Source organism: Salsipaludibacter albus, from assembly GCF_019798055.1.
Classification (GTDB): Bacteria; Actinomycetota; Nitriliruptoria; order Nitriliruptorales; family Nitriliruptoraceae; genus Salsipaludibacter; species Salsipaludibacter albus.
Genome location: NZ_JAHOPH010000031.1, coordinates 11,666 through 29,026, shown reverse-complemented (window position 1 = coordinate 29,026; position 17,361 = coordinate 11,666). Strand labels below are relative to the sequence as shown.

The following is a 17,361-nucleotide window of genomic DNA, read 5'->3' as shown; positions in this document are numbered from 1 at the left end:
GCCCAATTCAGGGCGACGTGTCGCAGCCTTTTGCTTGACGGCAACCAAAAGACCGCCTAGGCTCCGCCGCATGGATCTCATGCAGACGGCGCCTGCGCCGACCCCCGACCCGCCCGATGCTCCACCCACCCCCGTCCGCGGCTACCGCGCCGGCATCGTGGGTGGCGGCTTCATGGGTGGCGTGCATGCCCATGCCGTCCGTGTCCTGGGTGGCACGGTCACCGCCGTGGCCTCGAGCACGCCGGCGTCGGCTGCGCGGGCCGCCACGGCGCTGCACGCGACCCGGGCCGCCGACGACCTGGACGAGCTGCTCGCGATGGACGACGTCGACGTCGTCCACGTGTGCACCCCCAACCACCTCCACCACCCGGTCGCGCTGGCCGCCCTCGAGGCGGGCAAGCACGTGGTGTGCGAGAAGCCGTTGGCGACCAGCAGCGCCCTGGCCGCCGAACTGGTCACCACGGCCGACCGGGCAGGCCTGGTCGCGACCGTCCCGTTCGTCTACCGCTTCCACGCCATGGTCCGCGAGGCCCGCGACCGGGTCCGCCGTGGCGACGTCGGCCGGGTCCTGCTGGCCCACGGCTCATACCTGCAGGACTGGCTCGCCGACCCCGCCGAGGACAACTGGCGAGTGGACGCCGAGCTCGGTGGCGCCAGCCGTGCCTTCGCCGACATCGGCTCGCACTGGTGCGACCTGCTCGAGTTCGTGACCGGGGACCGCATCGCCACGCTGTCGGCGCAGCTGGTCACCGCCCACCCACGCCGTGGCAGCGACGACCACGAGGTCGACACCGAGGACATCGCCACCATCAGCTTCACCACCCGGGGTGGCGTGCCGGGCTCGGCCGTGATCAGCCAGGTCTCGCCCGGGCGCAAGAACCGGCTGCTGCTGGAGGTGTCCGGCAGCGACGGATCGCTGGCCTTCGACCAGGAGCGCTCCGAGCTGCTGTGGCACGGCCGCCGGGACGCGTCCCGCTCCCTGGTGCGCGACCCCGACGTGCTGTCGGCGGCCGCCGTGCCCTACAGCCGCCTGCCCGGCGGCCACCCGATGGGCTACCAGGACTGCTTCGACGCCTTCGTGGCCGACACCGCGGCAGCGATCGCCGGTGGCCAGCCCGACGGACTCCCCACCTTCGCCGACGGCCTGCGCTCGACCCGGGTGGTGGAGGCCGTCGTCGCCGCGGCCGACAGCGGCACGTGGGTGGAGGTGCCCGCGTGAGCACCACCGATCCCCGGCCTGGCACGCACGACGACGTCGTGCCGGTCGTGCGTCTGACGGGGATCGTCAAGTCCTTCTTCGGCGTGGACGTGCTCCACGGGGTCGACATGGACGTGCGCCCCGGTGAGGTCCACGCACTGGTCGGGGAGAACGGGGCCGGAAAGTCCACCCTGATGAAGGTGCTGGCGGGCGTGCACCAGGCCGACGCGGGCACGGTCGAGGTCGGCGGTGAGGAGGTCACCTTCGACCATCCGTTGCAGGCCCAGGCGGCCGGGGTCACCACGGTGTTCCAGGAGTTCAACCTGCTGCCCGAGCGCACCGTCGCCGAGAACGTCTACCTCGGTCGCGAGCCACGCCGTCGCCGCCTGGTCGACCCGCGCCAGATGCGTCGGGACACGGCCGCGCTGCTCGACGACCTCGGGATCGACCCCGACGCGCTGTCACCGGACCGGCGGGTCGCCTCGTTGTCGGTGGCACAGCAGCAGGTCGTCGAGATCGTCAAGGCCATGTCCTTCGACGCCAGGATCATCTGCATGGACGAGCCCACCGCGGCCCTGGCCGGCGCGGAGGTCGACCTGCTGTACTCGCTGGTGCGCACGCTCCAGGAGCGTGGCGTGGCGATCCTGTACGTGTCGCACCGCCTGGTCGAGATCTTCGACCTGTCCGACCGCATCACCGTCCTCAAGGACGGCCACCTGGTGCAGACGGTCGACACCGCCGACACGACCCCCGACGAGCTGGTCTCGGCGATGGTCGGGCGCAGCCTCGGCACGTACTTCCCCGAGCGCACCGACGGTGGGCCGACCGACGACGTCGTGCTGGAGCTCTCTGGCGCCGGCAACCACGACATCGACGACGTCGACCTGGCGGTCCGCGCCGGCGAGATCGTCGGGGTCGCCGGACTCCAGGGCAGCGGACGCACCGAGCTGGCGCAGGCCCTGTTCGGCGTGCGGCCGTTCCTGCGGGGGACGATGCGCGTCGGGGGCACCGAGCTCACCCCCACGTCGGCCCGCGAGGCGGTCGCCGCCGGGCTCGCCCTGGTCACCGAGGACCGCAAGGCCGAGGGCCTGGCCCTGGAGCAGACGGTGACGTCCAACGCGCGGCTCGTGCTGGACGCCGTCATGCCCAAGACCTCCAACCGGCGCTCGCGCGACATCCCCGGGATCCTGTCCAGCCTCGACTTCCGGGCCTCCAGCGGCGATCCCGAGGTGCGGTTCCTGTCCGGCGGCAACCAGCAGAAGGTCGTGCTGGCCAAGTGGCTGGTGACCGAGCCGGCCGTCCTGGTGCTGGACGAACCGACCCGGGGGATCGACGTCGGTGCCAAGCGGGCCGTCTACGACCTGATGCGCGATCGCTGCGCGGCCGGCAACGGGGTGCTGTTCATCTCCTCGGAGCTGCCCGAGCTGCTCGGCATGGCCGACCGGATCGTGGTCATGCGGGACGGCCGGCTGGTCGGCGAGGTCACCGCCGACGTCGGTGAGGAGGGCGTGATGGCGCTGGCTGCCGGCACGGCGGGGGAGGTGGCCGCATGAGCACCTCGACCGGTCCGATCGCGCAGGTGCGCGAGCGCTTCGACCTGTCCACGACCGCGATCATCTGGCTGGCGTTCCTGCTGACCCTGGTGGTCGGCGTGGTGCTGGTCGGCTCGGGCGGCGGCAACCTGCTGAGCCAGGGCAACATCGTGAACCTGCTCAGCCGCACCAGCGTGCTGGGATTCATCGCCATCGGCCAGACCCTGGTGATCCTGTGCCGGTCCCTGGACCTGTCGGTCGGCTACACCGCGGCGCTGGCCAGCATCGTCGGCGCCACGCTGATGGACGGCGATCCTGGCAGGATCGTGCTGGGCGTCGTCGCCGCACTGGCGGTGTCGGCCGTCGTGGGGCTGGTGAACGGCCTGGTCATCACCGGCCTGAGGGTCAACCCGTTCATCGCCACGCTGGGCATGGGCCTGATCATCAAGGGCTACCTCGACACCCGCTACGCCGGGCCGGTCGGGGACGTGCCGGTGGCGTTCCAGGGCTTCGGCTACACCCGGATCGGGCCCGTGCCACTGGCCACGATCGTGATGCTCGCCGTGGCGGCGGCCGCCGTCGTGCTGCTCAACCGGACCCGCAGCGGCCATGCCATGTACGCCGTCGGTGGCAACGTCGAGGCGGCGCGACTGTCGGGCATCCGCACCGGGCGCACGATGGTGCTGGCCCACGTGCTGTGCTCGACCGCGGCCGGGCTGGCCGGGCTGCTGCTCGCCTCCCGGTTCTCGACCGGGGTCGGTGCGCAGATCTACGGCGCCGGCTACGACCTCGACTCGATCGCCGCCGTGGTCCTTGGCGGGACCCTGTTGATGGGCGGTCGGGGCGGCGTCGGTGGAACGGTCGCGGGCGTGCTGATCCTGGCCACCCTCGACACGGTGTTCAACCTCCTGCAGGTCGACCCGTTCTTCCGCGACGTGCTCCGCGGCGTGATCATCATCGCGGCGGTGGCGCTGTACGCCCGTCGCCAGCTCGACCTGACGGCCCACCGACAGCGCTTCACCGCCAGCGGCAGACCCATCGGGGCCTCGGAGGGCGAACACCTCTCCGGGCCGTCCGACCCGCCCGAGTCGTCGCCCCCGTCCGGTCCCTCGTCCAACCCGGAGGTGCTGGCATGAGTTCGCTGCGCGAGCGCTCCGGAGCCGCGGCCGGCCTGCTGAACCGGCTGACCAGTGGCACGGCGACCATCTTCGCCCTGCTGGTGGTCGTGCTGGTCGTCATCACCATCCTCAACCCCACCTTCGCCCGGCCGGCGTCGCTGATGGCGTTCCTGCGTGCCGCGGCCCCGCTCGTGGTCCTCGCGATCGGCCAGTACCTGGTCATCGTCTCCGGCGAGTTCGACCTGTCGGTCGGCGCGCTGGTCGGGGCCCAGGTGGTCTTCGCGGCCAAGATGATCGACGGCGACCCGTCCCGCACGTGGCCGGTCCTGGCCGCCATGCTGGTGCTGGGTGCCGTGGTCGGACTGGTCAACGGGCTCATCACCACGCTGTTGAAGGTCCCGTCCTTCATCACCACGCTGGGCATGCTGTTGGTGCTGTTCGGGGCGGTGCGCCTGTGGACGGGCGGCGCCCCGACCGGGGCCCTGGCGGACAACTTCCGCACGTGGGGACGCGGTGGCATCGACATGCCGGTGCTGCGGCAGTTGCCGTGGGCGCTGGTCATCGCGGTGGTCATCGCCATCGCCGTGGGCCTGCTGATGCGGGCCCCGTGGGGACGCACCCTCGTCGCCACCGGCGACAACGACACGGCCGCGTCCTTCGCCGGTGTGCGGGTCTGGCGGGTCCGCACCGTCGCCTTCGTCCTGTCGGGCGTGCTGGCCACCGTCGCGGCGATCCTGATCGGCGGCTTCGCCGGGGTCACCGCGCAGGTCGGTGACGGCCTCGAGTTCGTCGCGATCACGGCGGTGGTGCTCGGTGGCGTCGTGCTGGGTGGCGGGCGCGGGTCGATGATCGCCGCGATCGCCGGGGCCCTTGCCTACCAGGCGATCGAGCGGCTCTTCACCCAGCTGGCCCTGCCCTCGACGGCTCGACCCACCCTGCAGGGGATCATCATCATCGCCGCGGTGGCGTGGGCCGCCCGCGAGGGTTCCCGGGGCCCGGGAGCCGCGAACACGCCCGCGCCCGACGCCAGCGCCGATCCCGCACCCGCATGAGCCGTCTCGTGTCCGATGCGACCACCACCCGGGGGATCGCCACGACCAGACCGACCACACCGACCGACCGACACCACCGATCCCCCCACCGACCGACCTGATCCACCCCACCCACCGCGGCGCTCGACGCGCCACACACACAGGAGCAACCGAATGAAGTTGACCAGGACCCTGGTCGCCTCAGCGGCCGTCACGAGCCTCGTGCTCGTCGGCTGCTCGACCGACACCCCCGACGACCCCGAGGCCAGCGTCACCGCCACGGAGGACGCCGCCACCGAGACCACCTCCGAGATGGCCACCGAGACCACCTCCGAGATGGCCAGCGAGAGCGCGGGCGCATCCGAGACCTCCACCGAGGGGGCGGGCGACAGCGAGTTCTTCGTGCAGGCCGACTACGACCGCCAGCTCGCCCAGCGTGACATCGCCCCCGAGGGTGACGACGCGACCCCGTGGCTCCAGGCGATCGAACCGGAGATGGCCGACACGTCCGAGTTCGCCGCCGACGGCGACGGCCAGACGCTGTGCTTCTCCAACGCCTCGATCTCCAACCCGTGGCGCGTGACCGGCTGGATCACCATGCAGCAGCAGGTCCAGGTGTACGAGGAGCAGGGCATCATCGGGGACTTCCAGGTCGCCGACGCCGGTGACGACGACAACAAGCAGATCTCCGACATCCAGTCGTTCATCGACTCGGGTGACTGCAACGCCCTGATCATCTCGCCGTCCACCACCGCCACCCTGACCCCGGCGGTCGAGGCCGCGTGCGACAGCGGCATCCCGGTGATCGTGTTCGACCGTGGTGTCAACACCGACTGCATGGTGACCTTCATCCACCCGATCGGTGGGTACGCCTACGGCGCGGACGGCGCCGAGTTCCTGGTCGACAACCTCGAGCCGGGCAGCACCGTCCTGGCCCTGCGCATCCTGCCGGGCGTCGACGTCCTCGAGCACCGCTGGGGCGCCGCGCAGCAGATCTTCGGCGACAGCGAGCTGGAGGTCCTCGGCAACGAGTTCACCGGTGGTGACGCCGCCCAGATCAAGGACATCGTCACCCAGTACCTGCAGCGTGGTCCGGTCGACGGCATCTGGATGGACGCCGGCGACGGCGCCGTCGCCGCCATCGAGGCCTACGAGGACCTCGGCATGGACTACCCGGTGTTCGTCGGTGAGGACGAGATGTCCTTCCTGCGCAAGTGGGACGAGACCGGCATGACGGCCATCGCGCCCGTGTACTCCAACTTCCAGTGGCGGACCCCGATCGAGGCGGCCGTGCGGATCTGGAACGGCGAGGAGGTCCCGAGCGAGTGGGTCCTCCCGCAGGTCCCGATCGAGGAGGACCAGCTCCAGGAGTTCCTCGAGCTGAACTCCGAGATGCCGAGCCTGCACTACGCCAAGTTCGGCGGCGAGGACCTGCCCGGCTACCCGGACGCGTGGACCGACCGCTGATCCATCCCGCGGGGAGCCGGGCCGTGCCCGGCTCCCCGCCCCCCCGAGCGTGCGCACGTTCCCCCCGGCGCTCGGGGGACCCACCCCCCGACCCTCCCAGGAGCACCCATGGTCCCGATCGGCGTCTCCACCTGGCTGTGGCACTCGCCACTGGACGACGCGGCCCTGGCCGCGTGCGCCCGCCGGGTCGCCGACTGGGGTTTCGACGTGCTCGAACTGCCGGTCGAGAACCCCGGTGACTGGGACCCGGACGCCGCCCGGACCGTGCTCGACGACTGTGGCCTGGGCGCCACCGTCTGCCTGGTCATGCCGCCCGGCCGTGAGCTGGTCGACACCGACGACGCGACCCGGACCGCCACCCAGGACTACCTGCGCCACGTCGTCGACGTCGCCCACACCGTCGGCGCCGACGCGATCGGCGGACCGGCCTACGCCTCGGTGGGCCGCACCTGGCCCATGGACGACACCCAGCGTGCCGACGCGCTGGCCGAGTGGGCCGAGGCCATCGCGCCAGTTGCCGACCACGCGCGCCAGGCCGGCGTGCGGATCGCGGTCGAGCCACTCAACCGCTACGAGACCTCGTTCCTCACCACCATCGACCAGGCACTCGAGGCCATGGCCCCGCTGCCCGTGGAGTCGGTGGGCGTCCTCCTCGACACCTACCACATGAACATCGAGGAGTCGGACCCGGTCGCCGCGATCCACCGCGCCGGGGACCGGATCGCCCACGTCCAGGTCTGTGCCAACGACCGTGGGACCCCGGGCCACGACCACCTCGACTGGCCGGCCCTCCTGGGTGCGCTGCAGGAGGTCGGCTGGAGCGGACCGCTCTGCATCGAGTCGTTCACCCCGGACAACGAGACCATCGCCACGGCGGCGTCGATCTGGCGTCCTCTCGCCCCCACCCAGGACGCCATCGCCGTGGACGGCCTGGCGTTCCTGCGCGGCGTGGTCCCGGGACCTCCGTGACACCGTGACCCCGATCGGCGCCGCCCCCCGGGGTCGGCCGCCGGCGTCCCCACCACCCGAGCACCCACCGATCGACCCACGACCGACCTCCACCGCCCCACACTGACCAGACGGACTGCGTGCAGGCTTCCGTCGCCCGCCGCCTCGACGGCGTCCCCCCGACGACGACCCCCGGAGCCCGATCCATGACTGCGCTGCACGTCCGCCGCCCCCGCCTCGCCACCCTGTTCGCCGTGCTGGTCACCAGCCTGCTGCTGGTGCCCCTGTTCGCCGCACTGCCCGCCCAGGCCCAGACCGCCGAGGGCCGGGTCCTGCTGTTCACCGAGACCGCCGCGTTCCGCCACTCCGAGGCGATCACGCAGGGTGTGCCGGTGCTCGAGTCCGCCTTCGCCGACGCCGGCATCGAGACGGTCCACACCGAGGACTCGTCGATCTTCAACGACACGGACCTGGCGACCTTCGACGCACTGGTGATGTTCCAGGCGTCGGGTGACCCCTGGACGGCCGCCGAGAAGGCCGCGCTGGAGGCCTACCAACAGTCCGGCGGCGGGATCGTGGGCATCCACAACGCCACCGACATGCGTGGTGACTACGCCTGGTGGGACGACCTGGTCGGCACGTTGATGCCCGGCCACGCGGCCACGGGCACCAGCCCGGGCCAGCCCGGCACCGTGCTCGTGGAGGACCGCGTGCACCCCTCCACGGAGCACCTCCCGCAGGACTGGGCCCGCGCCGACGAGTGGTACAACTACGACGTCAACGTGCGTGGTGACGCCCACGTCCTGGCCACGATGGACGAGTCGACCTACGACCCGGGCGGCAACGCCATGGGCTACGACCACCCGATCTCGTGGTGCAAGCCCTACGACGGCGGCCGTGCATGGCTGACCGGCATGGGCCACTTCGGGGCGCACTACACCGACGAGCCCGACTTCGTGCAGCACATCGTCGGCGGCGTCGAGTGGGCGGCCGGCCTGGCCGAGGGTGACTGCGGCGGCACCGACTGGTCCGAGTACGAGCGCGTGACCCTGGACTCCAACACCTCCGCGCCGTTCGCGATGGACGTCGCCGCCGACGGCCGCGTCTTCTTCACCGAGCTGGTCCGCGGCCAGATCCGCGTGTACGACCCCGCCACCCAGACCACCGAGACCGCCGTCGAGCTGGACGTCTACTCCGGTGGTGAGGACGGGCTGCTCGGCATCGCGCTGGACCCCGACTTCGCCGACAACGGCCACGTGTTCGTCTACTGGGCACCCGACCGTGCCGACAACAGCGACCCGGCCAGCTTCTTCAGCCGCGTGTCGCGCTTCACCATGGACGACACCGGCACGATCGACCCGGCCTCCGAGGAGCTCGTCATCGAGTTCCCGTCCAGCCGACTGCCCGACGAGCCCGGCCACACCGGTGGTGGACTGCGCTTCGGCCCCGGCGGCAACCTCTACATCTCGATCGGTGACGACGTCAACCCACACTCCGAGCCGTCCGGTGGCTACGCGCCGCTGCACGAGTCGTCGACGATGCTGTGGGACGCCCGCGCGACCTCGTCCAACACCAACGACCTGCGTGGCAAGCTGCTGCGCATCCACCCCGAGGCCGACGGCAGCTACACGATCCCGGACGGCAACCTCATCGACACGGAGTGGGCGGCCGACAAGGACACCGACCTCATCCGGCCCGAGATCTACGCGATGGGCTTCCGCAACCCGTTCCGGTTCTTCGTCGACCCGGTGACCGGTGACGTCGGCCTGGCCGACTACTCGCCGGACAACAACAACGACGCCCCGGCCACCCGCGGTCCGGCCGGCATCGCCGAGTGGAACTGGATCACCGAGGCCGGCAACTACGGCTGGCCCCTGTGCATGGGTGCCAACGAGCCCTTCCGTGACGTCGACTACCTGACCAGCCCGGTGACCGTCGGGGACTTCTTCGACTGCGACGCGCCGATCAACGACTCGATCCACAACACCGGGCTCACCGAGCTGCCGCCGGTCCAGCCGGCCGACGTCTACTACGGCTACCAGCGCGCCTCCGACCAGGGCTCGGGCCTGAACCAGGGTGGCGGCCTGGCCCCGATGGGTGGTCCGACCTACCACTTCGACGAGTCCCTGGACTCCGACACCAAGTTCCCCGAGTACTACGACGGCAAGCCGTTCTTCTACGAGTGGGCCCGCAACCGCATGTTCTCGTTCGTGCTGGACGAGACCGCGACCACCGACGCCTACGAGCCCGGCCAGGCAGTGGAGAAGGTCAACCCCTTCCTGCCCCAGACCCAGTTCCTGGCCCCGATCGACTCGCTGTTCGGGCCCGACGGGTCGCTGTACGTGCTGGACTGGGGTGGCGGCTTCGGGCGCGACAACCCCAACTCCGGACTGCACCGGATCGACTACATCTCCGGGTCACGCTCGCCGATCGCCCAGATCGACGCCGACCCCGAGTCGGGCCAGGCGCCGCTGGAGGTCACCTTCTCGGGCGCCCGCAGCAGCGACCCCGAGGGAGCCTCGCTGTCCTACGCCTGGGACTTCGACGCTGACGGGATCGTCGACGCCACCGGTGTCGATGCGACGCACACCTACGACGAGGTCGGGGTCTACGACGCCCGCCTGACCGTGACCGACCCCGAGGGCAAGGTCGGGACGGCCACCGTGCCGATCACCGTCGGAAACACTGAACCTGACGTCGAGGTCGAGACTCCACCGGACGGTGCGTTCTTCGACTTCGGCTCGACCATCAGCTGGGAGGTCGACGTCACCGACGCCGAGGACACCATCGATCCCGACGACGTGATCGTCCAGCCCGCCCTGGGCCACGACGGCCATGCCCACCCGACCACGGAGTTCCGTGGGCTCACCGGGTCGGTCGAGACCTCGCTGGGTGGCCACGCCCCCGACGAGAACATCTTCTTCGTCATCGACGCCCGCTACACCGACGCGGGTGCCAATGGCCAACCACCGCTGACCAGCTCCGACACGGTCGCCGTGTACCCGCGTCTCAAGGAGGCCGAGTTCGCCGACGACAGGGAGGGCATCACCGTCAGCGAGTCGCGCGACGTCGCCGGACACGGTGAGGCGCTCGGCGGCTCCGACGGGGCGTGGTTCAGCCACGACCCGGTGAACCTGGCCAACATCGACGCACTGACCGTGCGTGCGGCGGCAAGCGAGGGTGGCCCGATCGAGCTGCGCATGGACGCACCCGACGGCCCGCTCCTGGGCACTGCCGACGTGCCGGCCACCGGGCTGACCCGGTTCGTCGACGTGACCGTCGACGTGACCGACCCCGGCGAGTCCTTCACCCTGTACGTGGTGATGCCCGGTCCGGGCGAGCGTCGGGTCAACTTCATCGAGGCGGTGGGCCAGGGCCTGTCCGACTCGACCGTCCCGACGGTCGAGATCACCAGCCCCGAGCCCTACGCCGTCATCGACGAGGTGGGCGAGGTCACCCTGACCGCCGACGCGTCGGACCCCGACAACGGCATCGAGCAGGTCGAGTTCCTGGTCGACGACGAGTCCGTCGGCACCGACACCACGGCGCCCTTCGAGGTGACCTGGACGCCGGACGAGGAGGGTCGCTACGTCATCGAGGCGATCGCGACCAGCACCACCGGCGTGACCACCACGTCGCGTGCGATCAGCATCGACGTCGGTGACCTGTTCGCCGGGTGGCAGACCTACTCCCACGAGGCGGCCGCGGCCACCTTCGAGCGGCCCGACTCCGACACCTGGATCATCGAGTCGGGCGGGGCCAACATGTGGACGTCGGCCGACGAGTACGGCGCGGCGTTCCAGCCGGCCGCAGCGGAGTGGGACCAGTGGACGGCGACCGTCCGGCTGGACAGCCACGAGTCGGTGTCCACCAGTGGCAAGGCCGGCATCATGGTCCGCAACGACATCACCGCGGCCGGATCGTCCGGCGGCTACGTCTACCTCGGCGCCCGCAACAGCACCAGCGGGCTCGAGTGGATGCAGGACCTGGACGGCAACGGACTGCTGGACGCGTCCCAGAACGGTGGCGCGGTCGTGTACCCGCAGTGGATGCGGGTGACCCGTGACGGCGACACCTACCAGGCCTGGCGCAGTGCGGACGGCGAGAACTGGACGGAGGTCGGGGACCCGGCCACCGTGGACAGTGCCGCCGCCGTGCAGGACGTCGGGGTGGCGGTCACCGCCCACTCGACGAGTGGTCGGGCGACGGCGCAGTTCTCGAACTTCTCGATCGTCGAGGGACTGCCCGACGAGCCGCAGGAGCCCGAGTACGAGCCCTTCCCGGCGTGTGCCGTCGGCTCGGCCGACGACTTCGAGGGCGACGCCCTCGACACCGGGACGTGGACGACCGTCCGCGAGGCCGACGGCGACCCCGTCAGCGTGTCCGACGGTGCCCTGCACCTGCCGGTGACCGCCGGCGACATCAACGAGGGCAGCACCGGCCCGATCAGCTACGTCGCCCGCCCGGCACCCGCCGGCGAGTGGACGTTCACGACCGAGGTGTCACTCGAGCACACGCGCGAGTGGCAGCACGCCGGGCTGCTCCTGCACGCCAGCGACGACGAGTACGTCAAGCTGGCCTGGACGCAGGGGACGTCCGGGGCTCCGTTCCTGGAGTTCCAGACCGAGACCGCTGGCAGCCGCACGTGGCACGCCAACAACGTCGCCCTCGCGGGCGGACCGGACACGGTCCACCTGCAGCTGACCAGCGACGGCAGTGCGATCACGGCGGCGTACTCGCTGGACGGCTCGACCTGGACCGACCTGTCGGGCTCCGCGCCCGTCAAGGCCGATGCCACCATCGGCATCATGGCCGGCGGTGACGTCACCGCCTCCGAGCAGGTGGCCCACGTCGAGTCCGCGACCCTCGCCACGGCGGACGACGATGCCGAGGCTCCGGCGCCCTCCGACGAGTTCGACGGGGACGCGCTGGACACCTGCCGCTGGAACGCCATCGTGCGGGCCGACGCCTCCGAGGTCGAGGTGGCCGACGGACACCTGTCCATCACCACCGACCTCGGCGACATCAACGGCACGGACAACGGCGACCCACGCAACATGATCCTCCAGGACGCCCCCGACGGTGACTGGACGATCGAGACCCGGATGCGGGCACCGCTGGAGACCCAGTGGCAGCTCGCCGGGCTGCTCGCGTACGGCGACGACGACAACTACGTCAAGCTGAACGTGGGTGCCCGCAACGCTCCGGGATCGGCGCTCGACCTGGGAACCGAACTGGTCAGTGAGGTCGATGCGAACTTCGGTGCCGGCGGCAACCGCCTGCTCGACGTCGCCGAGACCACCGAGTCCGGGTACTGGTACCTGCGCCTGGCGAAGGAGGGCGACACCTACACCGGTTGGGTGAGCGACGGTGGGATCAACTGGACCCAGGTCGGCGAGCCGGTCACCAACGCCGGTGACCTGGACACGTTCGGCCTCTGGGCCATCGGCCCGAGCCAGCAGTCGCCGGTGACGGTCGACTTCGACTGGTTCCGGGTCGACGGCGGCGACGTCGTCGACGACACCGCGCCGGAGGCCAGCGCCACGCTGCTGGGCACCTTCACGGGTGCGTTCACCCCGACCGCCGGGTGGGACACCGCCGGGACCGCGACCCTGGAGGTCACCGAGGACGGCACCACGCTGTCCGCGGACCTGTCCGGGCTGGAGCCCGACACGACCCACCAGGGCCACCTCCACGAGGACGTGTGTGGTGCCGTGCCGATGGGCGGGCACTACCAGGACGACCCCGACGGTGTCGAGGAGCCGCCGAACGAACTGTGGCTGCTCGACGACGACAGCGACCCCGCGGCCGGTTTCACCTCCGACGGTGACGGCGAGGCAACGGTGGACGGCTCCGCGCCGTGGACCGCGGGCTCGACCGCCCAGTCGGTGTACGTCCACGCGGGCGAGTTCGGCCTGCCCCGTGGCTGCGCGACGCTCGACACCACGTCGGAGCCGGTCGAGGTCGTCCTCGACGCGAGTGACGACGTCGGCGTGGCGTCCGTGGAGTACACGCTCGACGGTGGTGAGTGGATCGTCTACGACGGCCCGTTCACGGTCGACGAGCCGGGTGACCACGTGGTGACGTGGCGTGCGACCGATGCCGCCGGCAACACGTCGGTGGTCGGTGAGGCATCGTTCACCATCACGGAGCCGCTGGAGCTGGACGTGGTCGTCGACCCGACCGACCCCGACGGCCAGGACGGCTGGTACGTCAGCCCGGTCACGATCACGGCGTCGACCAACGACGACGCGACCATCGAGTTCGACGTCGATGGTGACGGTTGGGTGGCCGACGACGACGGCGTGCTGGTGGTCGACACCGACGGGTCCCACACCGTCGCGGTGCGGGCCATCCGCGGGGGCGAGACCACCGACGTGGCGGAGGTCGCCATCGACCTCGACGCCACCGCGCCCGGGGTCGCCGTCGACGGCGTCACCGACGGCGTCGAGGTCGGCAGCTCGTCCGAGGTCGACGTGACCGTGTCGGCCGACGACGCGACCAGCGGCATGGCGTCGCTGGTGGTCATGGTCGACGGCGAGGTCGTGGGCGAGGGCACCGACGAGGTGTCCGCCACCCTCACCGCCCGGGACTGGTCGCTGGGCGACCACGCGGTCACCGTCGAGGCGACCGACGTCGCGGGCAACGTCACGACCACCGAGCTGTCCTTCACCATCACCACCTCCGGTGAGGACGTGCTCGCACTGATCGACCAGTTCGTCGAGGAAGGTGCGCTGGACGCCCGCGTCGCACGACAGGTCGGCCAGCAGGTCGAGGTGGGCATGCGCCACCTCGACGGTGGGCGGACCAGCCAGGCTGCCGGTGCCTTCCAACGCGCGCTGGACCGGCTGCAGCAGGTCGACGACCCCGAGGTCCGCGAGGTCCTGGGCGCGAACCTTCGGGCCCTGGTCGACGACCTCGGCTGAACCCGCCAGGCACGCGTGCCCCGCTGCCGGCCGGTTCCTTCGGGGACCGGCCGGCAGTGCCGTGCGGGGGCGGGCCGACGCGGGCATCCTTGCCCGCGTGGTGGGGAGCCCGGCCCGCGAGACCTCCCGGAAACATCGGCGAAACCATTGACCGAGCCGCTCACTTTGGTTAGCTTGGCGAAGAACTTCGATCACCAGCTGGACAAAGGGCGCACGTTACGACCACGTCGCGGGGTTCGTCCGCAGATGTTGCTCCATGATCGTCTCGAGATTCGGGAATTTGGTCCCCGAAACCCTTGACAAGACGCCTGTCGTCTGTTTGTATGCCCGCCACAACTAATTAACACTCGGTCAACATGGCCGAGCGGGAGCCGCCCACGCGGGTCCCACACCGGAAACGCCCAACCGCCGGGGGAGTGCAGATGCCCGACGTCGCGACGGACACCGCCGCGCCGATCCTGAGAATGACCGACATCGTCAAGGTCTTTCCGGGGGTCCGTGCGCTCGACGGCGTCGACCTCGATGTCCGTCCCGGCGAGGTGCACTGCCTGCTCGGCCAGAACGGTGCCGGCAAGTCGACCCTGATCAAGGTCCTGTCGGCCGCGCACACGCCCGAAGAGGGCACGATCAACTGGCTCGGCGAGGACCGCTCGTTCGCCACCCCGCTCGCGGCGCTGCAGGCCGGCCTGGCCACGATGTACCAGGAGCTGGACCTGATCGACGGCCTGACCGTCGCCGACAACATCTTCCTCGGCCACGAGAAGTCGCGGCTCGGCTGGATCGACACCCGCAGCTCCAACAAGCGGGCCCGCGAGATCATGCAGCGCCTCGGCCACGGCGAGATCCGGGTCCGACGGACCGTCGGGTCGTTGTCCGCCGCCGGCAAGCAGATCGTGTCCATGGCCCGGGCCCTGTCGCACGACGCCAAGCTGATCGTCATGGACGAGCCCTCCGCCGTGCTCGACAACGACGAGGTCGAGAACCTGTTCCGGGTCATCCACGAGCTGACCGAGGACGGCGTCGCGATCATCTACATCAGCCATCGGCTCGAGGAGATCCGCGAGATCGGCGACCGGGTCACCGTGCTCAAGGACGGCGCCACCGTGGCCACCGGGCTGGACGCCAAGTCCACGTCCACCTCCGAGATCGTGTCGCTCATGACCGGGCGCAACGTCGAGTACCTGTTCCCGGAGCGCCGCGAGGGCACCGACCACCTCGGTGAGGTCGCGCTGGAGGTCGACGGCCTGTCGCGCACGGGCGAGTTCAAGGACGTGTCGTTCGACGTCCGCGAGGGCGAGATCGTCGGGCTGGCCGGACTGGTCGGGTCGGGGCGCTCCGAGATCCTCGAGACCATCTACGGCGCCCGCAAGGCGACCAGCGGCACGGTGTCGTTCTTCGGCGAGCGCATGGGCCGCAACTCGGTGACCAAGTCGGTCAAGCACGGACTGGGACTGGCCCCCGAAGAGCGGAAGTCCCAGGCCCTGCTGATGGGCCAGTCCATCGCCCGCAACATGTCCCTGTCCGACCTGCACAAGTTCAGCACCGCGGGTTGGATCGGCGCCAAGGCCGAGGTGGACGACGCACAGGCGATCACCGAGCAGCTCGAGCTGCGGCCACCGGATGCGACCCGCAAGGTCAGCACGCTGTCGGGTGGCAACCAGCAGAAGGTCGTCGTCGGGCGCTGGCTGCTCCACGGCTGCAAGATCCTGCTGCTGGACGAGCCCACTCGCGGGGTGGACGTCGGCGCCCGGGCCGAGCTGTACGGCCTCGTCCGCGAGCTCGCGGACGAGGGTGTGGCCGTGCTGGTGGTGTCCAGCGAGATCCCCGAGGTCCTCGGCCTCGCCGATCGCGTGCTGGTGATCGCCGACGGTCGGATCATCGAACGCGAGACCGGCGGTGCCCTGGAGGAGGACGACGTCCTCGACATGATCATGGAGAACACCACCCACGTGGACGACGACCCCAACAAGGTCCTTGCCGACGACTCGGCCGACGACCCTGCCGACGACTCGAGCACGACGTCCGAATCGACCGACGGCGACCACGTCGCCCCCGGGAGCCCCCACGATGAATGACACCGTGACCACGCTCGACGAGACCAGTGCCAGCAACGGTGGCACCTCGTGGCGCGACCGCCTCGGCGACACCCAGAACCTCGGCCTCATCGCCGTGCTCGTGCTGGCCTTCGTCGCGGGCTGGGTCACGTCGCCCGACACCTTCCTCGACGCCAACAACTTCCTGACGATCCTCAAGTCGGCCGCCGTGATCGGCGTCGTCTCCGTCGGCATGACGTTCGTGATCATCGGTGGAGGCATCGACCTGTCGGTCGGGGCGATCGTGGCGCTCGCCTCGGTGTGGGGGACCACGGTCGCCTCCCAGGAGATGGGCCTGTGGGGGATGCTGTTCGCCTTCCTGGCGGTCGGCACGGCCACGGGCCTGGTCAACGGCGTGCTGATCGCCTACGGCAAGATCGTGTCGTTCATCGCGACGCTGGCGATGCTGGTGTCCGCCCGTGGCCTCGCGCAGTACATCTCCGACGGCCAGACCCAGATCGTCGAGGTCAGCGCCTTCCGCAGTCTCAACAACGGTGACGTCTTCGGGATCCCCAACCTGGTCGTCATGCTGATCGTGGTGGCCGCGATCGGGTGGTTCGTCCTCAACCGCACGACCTTCGGCCGCCGCACCTTCGCGGTCGGGGGCAACCCCGAGGCAGCCCGGCTCGCCGGCATCAACGTCAAGCGCCAGACGATGTTGCTGTTCACCCTGTCCGGCCTGGCCTGCGGGATCGCGGCCATCATGATCGTCGCGCGCACCACGACGGGGTCCTCGACGCACGGCAACCTCTACGAGCTGGACGCCATCGGCGCGGTGGTCATCGGCGGCACCAGCCTGGCCGGTGGCCGCGGGACCATGGTGGGCACCGTGCTGGGCGTGCTGGTCTTCACCGTCATGACCAACATCTTCGTCCTCAACAACCTCACCACCGATCTCCAGAACATCGCCAAGGGCGTGATCATCGTCCTGGCCGTGTTGCTGCAGCAGCGGACCCAGCGCGGGTCCGATGGTGCACACGCATGACCCCCCGCACCAACCCCCGAACACCCGGAGGCCGAGCACGTGGGCTTCGGCGCCGGGTCACCC

9 protein-coding genes are annotated in these 17,361 nt (G+C 70.5%); all 9 read left to right on the top strand.

From position 1 onward, the window contains the following. Positions 1-79: 79 nt before the first annotated feature. The 9 genes from KR546_RS15440 (at position 80) to KR546_RS15400 (ending at position 17,298) form a co-directional block, all read left to right on the top strand. Complete coding sequence (locus KR546_RS15440; protein ID WP_238445627.1) at positions 80-1,219, top strand: Gfo/Idh/MocA family protein; 1,140 nt, start codon at positions 80-82, stop codon at positions 1,217-1,219. Continuing rightward, complete coding sequence (locus KR546_RS15435; protein ID WP_238445616.1) at positions 1,216-2,751, top strand: sugar ABC transporter ATP-binding protein; 1,536 nt, start codon at positions 1,216-1,218, stop codon at positions 2,749-2,751. Before KR546_RS15440 ends, KR546_RS15435 begins: the two co-directional genes overlap by 4 nt. Continuing rightward, positions 2,748-3,866: an ABC transporter permease gene (locus KR546_RS15430; RefSeq protein ID WP_238445615.1), complete on the top strand. Its 1,119-nt coding sequence runs from the start codon at positions 2,748-2,750 to the stop codon at positions 3,864-3,866. Before KR546_RS15435 ends, KR546_RS15430 begins: the two co-directional genes overlap by 4 nt. Further along, a complete protein-coding gene (locus KR546_RS15425; RefSeq protein ID WP_238445614.1) occupies positions 3,863-4,900 on the top strand; it encodes an ABC transporter permease in 1,038 nt (345 codons plus the stop codon). The genes KR546_RS15430 and KR546_RS15425 overlap by 4 nt, the downstream gene beginning before the upstream one ends. Positions 4,901-5,053: 153 nt before the next feature. Then, positions 5,054-6,346, top strand: coding sequence for a substrate-binding domain-containing protein (locus KR546_RS15420; RefSeq protein WP_238445613.1), 1,293 nt, complete (start codon positions 5,054-5,056; stop codon positions 6,344-6,346). 108 nt (positions 6,347-6,454) lie between these two features. Beyond that, positions 6,455-7,315, top strand: coding sequence for a sugar phosphate isomerase/epimerase family protein (locus tag KR546_RS15415; protein ID WP_238445612.1), 861 nt, complete (start codon positions 6,455-6,457; stop codon positions 7,313-7,315). A 185-nt stretch (positions 7,316-7,500) separates the two neighbouring features. After that, positions 7,501-14,220, top strand: a complete 6,720-nt coding sequence (locus tag KR546_RS15410; protein ID WP_238445611.1) for a ThuA domain-containing protein — start codon at positions 7,501-7,503, stop codon at positions 14,218-14,220. 422 nt (positions 14,221-14,642) lie between these two features. After that, positions 14,643-16,295 carry a sugar ABC transporter ATP-binding protein gene (locus KR546_RS15405; RefSeq protein WP_238445610.1) on the top strand — a complete coding sequence of 551 codons (1,653 nt, stop codon included), beginning with the start codon at positions 14,643-14,645 and terminating at the stop codon, positions 16,293-16,295. Then, positions 16,288-17,298: an ABC transporter permease gene (locus KR546_RS15400; protein ID WP_238445609.1), complete on the top strand. Its 1,011-nt coding sequence runs from the start codon at positions 16,288-16,290 to the stop codon at positions 17,296-17,298. The genes KR546_RS15405 and KR546_RS15400 overlap by 8 nt, the downstream gene beginning before the upstream one ends. The last annotated feature ends 63 nt before the right edge of the window (positions 17,299-17,361 follow it).

What these genes read in the sequence shown, in the direction of transcription:
- KR546_RS15405 (WP_238445610.1), top strand. Translation starts at nt 14,643, where the DNA reads ATGCCCGACGTCGCGACGGACACCGCCGCGCCGATCCTGAGAATGACC.
- KR546_RS15420 (WP_238445613.1), top strand. Translation starts at nt 5,054, where the DNA reads ATGAAGTTGACCAGGACCCTGGTCGCCTCAGCGGCCGTCACGAGCCTC.
- KR546_RS15400 (WP_238445609.1), top strand. Translation starts at nt 16,288, where the DNA reads ATGAATGACACCGTGACCACGCTCGACGAGACCAGTGCCAGCAACGGT.
- KR546_RS15415 (WP_238445612.1), top strand. Translation starts at nt 6,455, where the DNA reads ATGGTCCCGATCGGCGTCTCCACCTGGCTGTGGCACTCGCCACTGGAC.
- KR546_RS15440 (WP_238445627.1), top strand. Translation starts at nt 80, where the DNA reads ATGCAGACGGCGCCTGCGCCGACCCCCGACCCGCCCGATGCTCCACCC.
- KR546_RS15410 (WP_238445611.1), top strand. Translation starts at nt 7,501, where the DNA reads ATGACTGCGCTGCACGTCCGCCGCCCCCGCCTCGCCACCCTGTTCGCC.
- KR546_RS15430 (WP_238445615.1), top strand. Translation starts at nt 2,748, where the DNA reads ATGAGCACCTCGACCGGTCCGATCGCGCAGGTGCGCGAGCGCTTCGAC.
- KR546_RS15425 (WP_238445614.1), top strand. Translation starts at nt 3,863, where the DNA reads ATGAGTTCGCTGCGCGAGCGCTCCGGAGCCGCGGCCGGCCTGCTGAAC.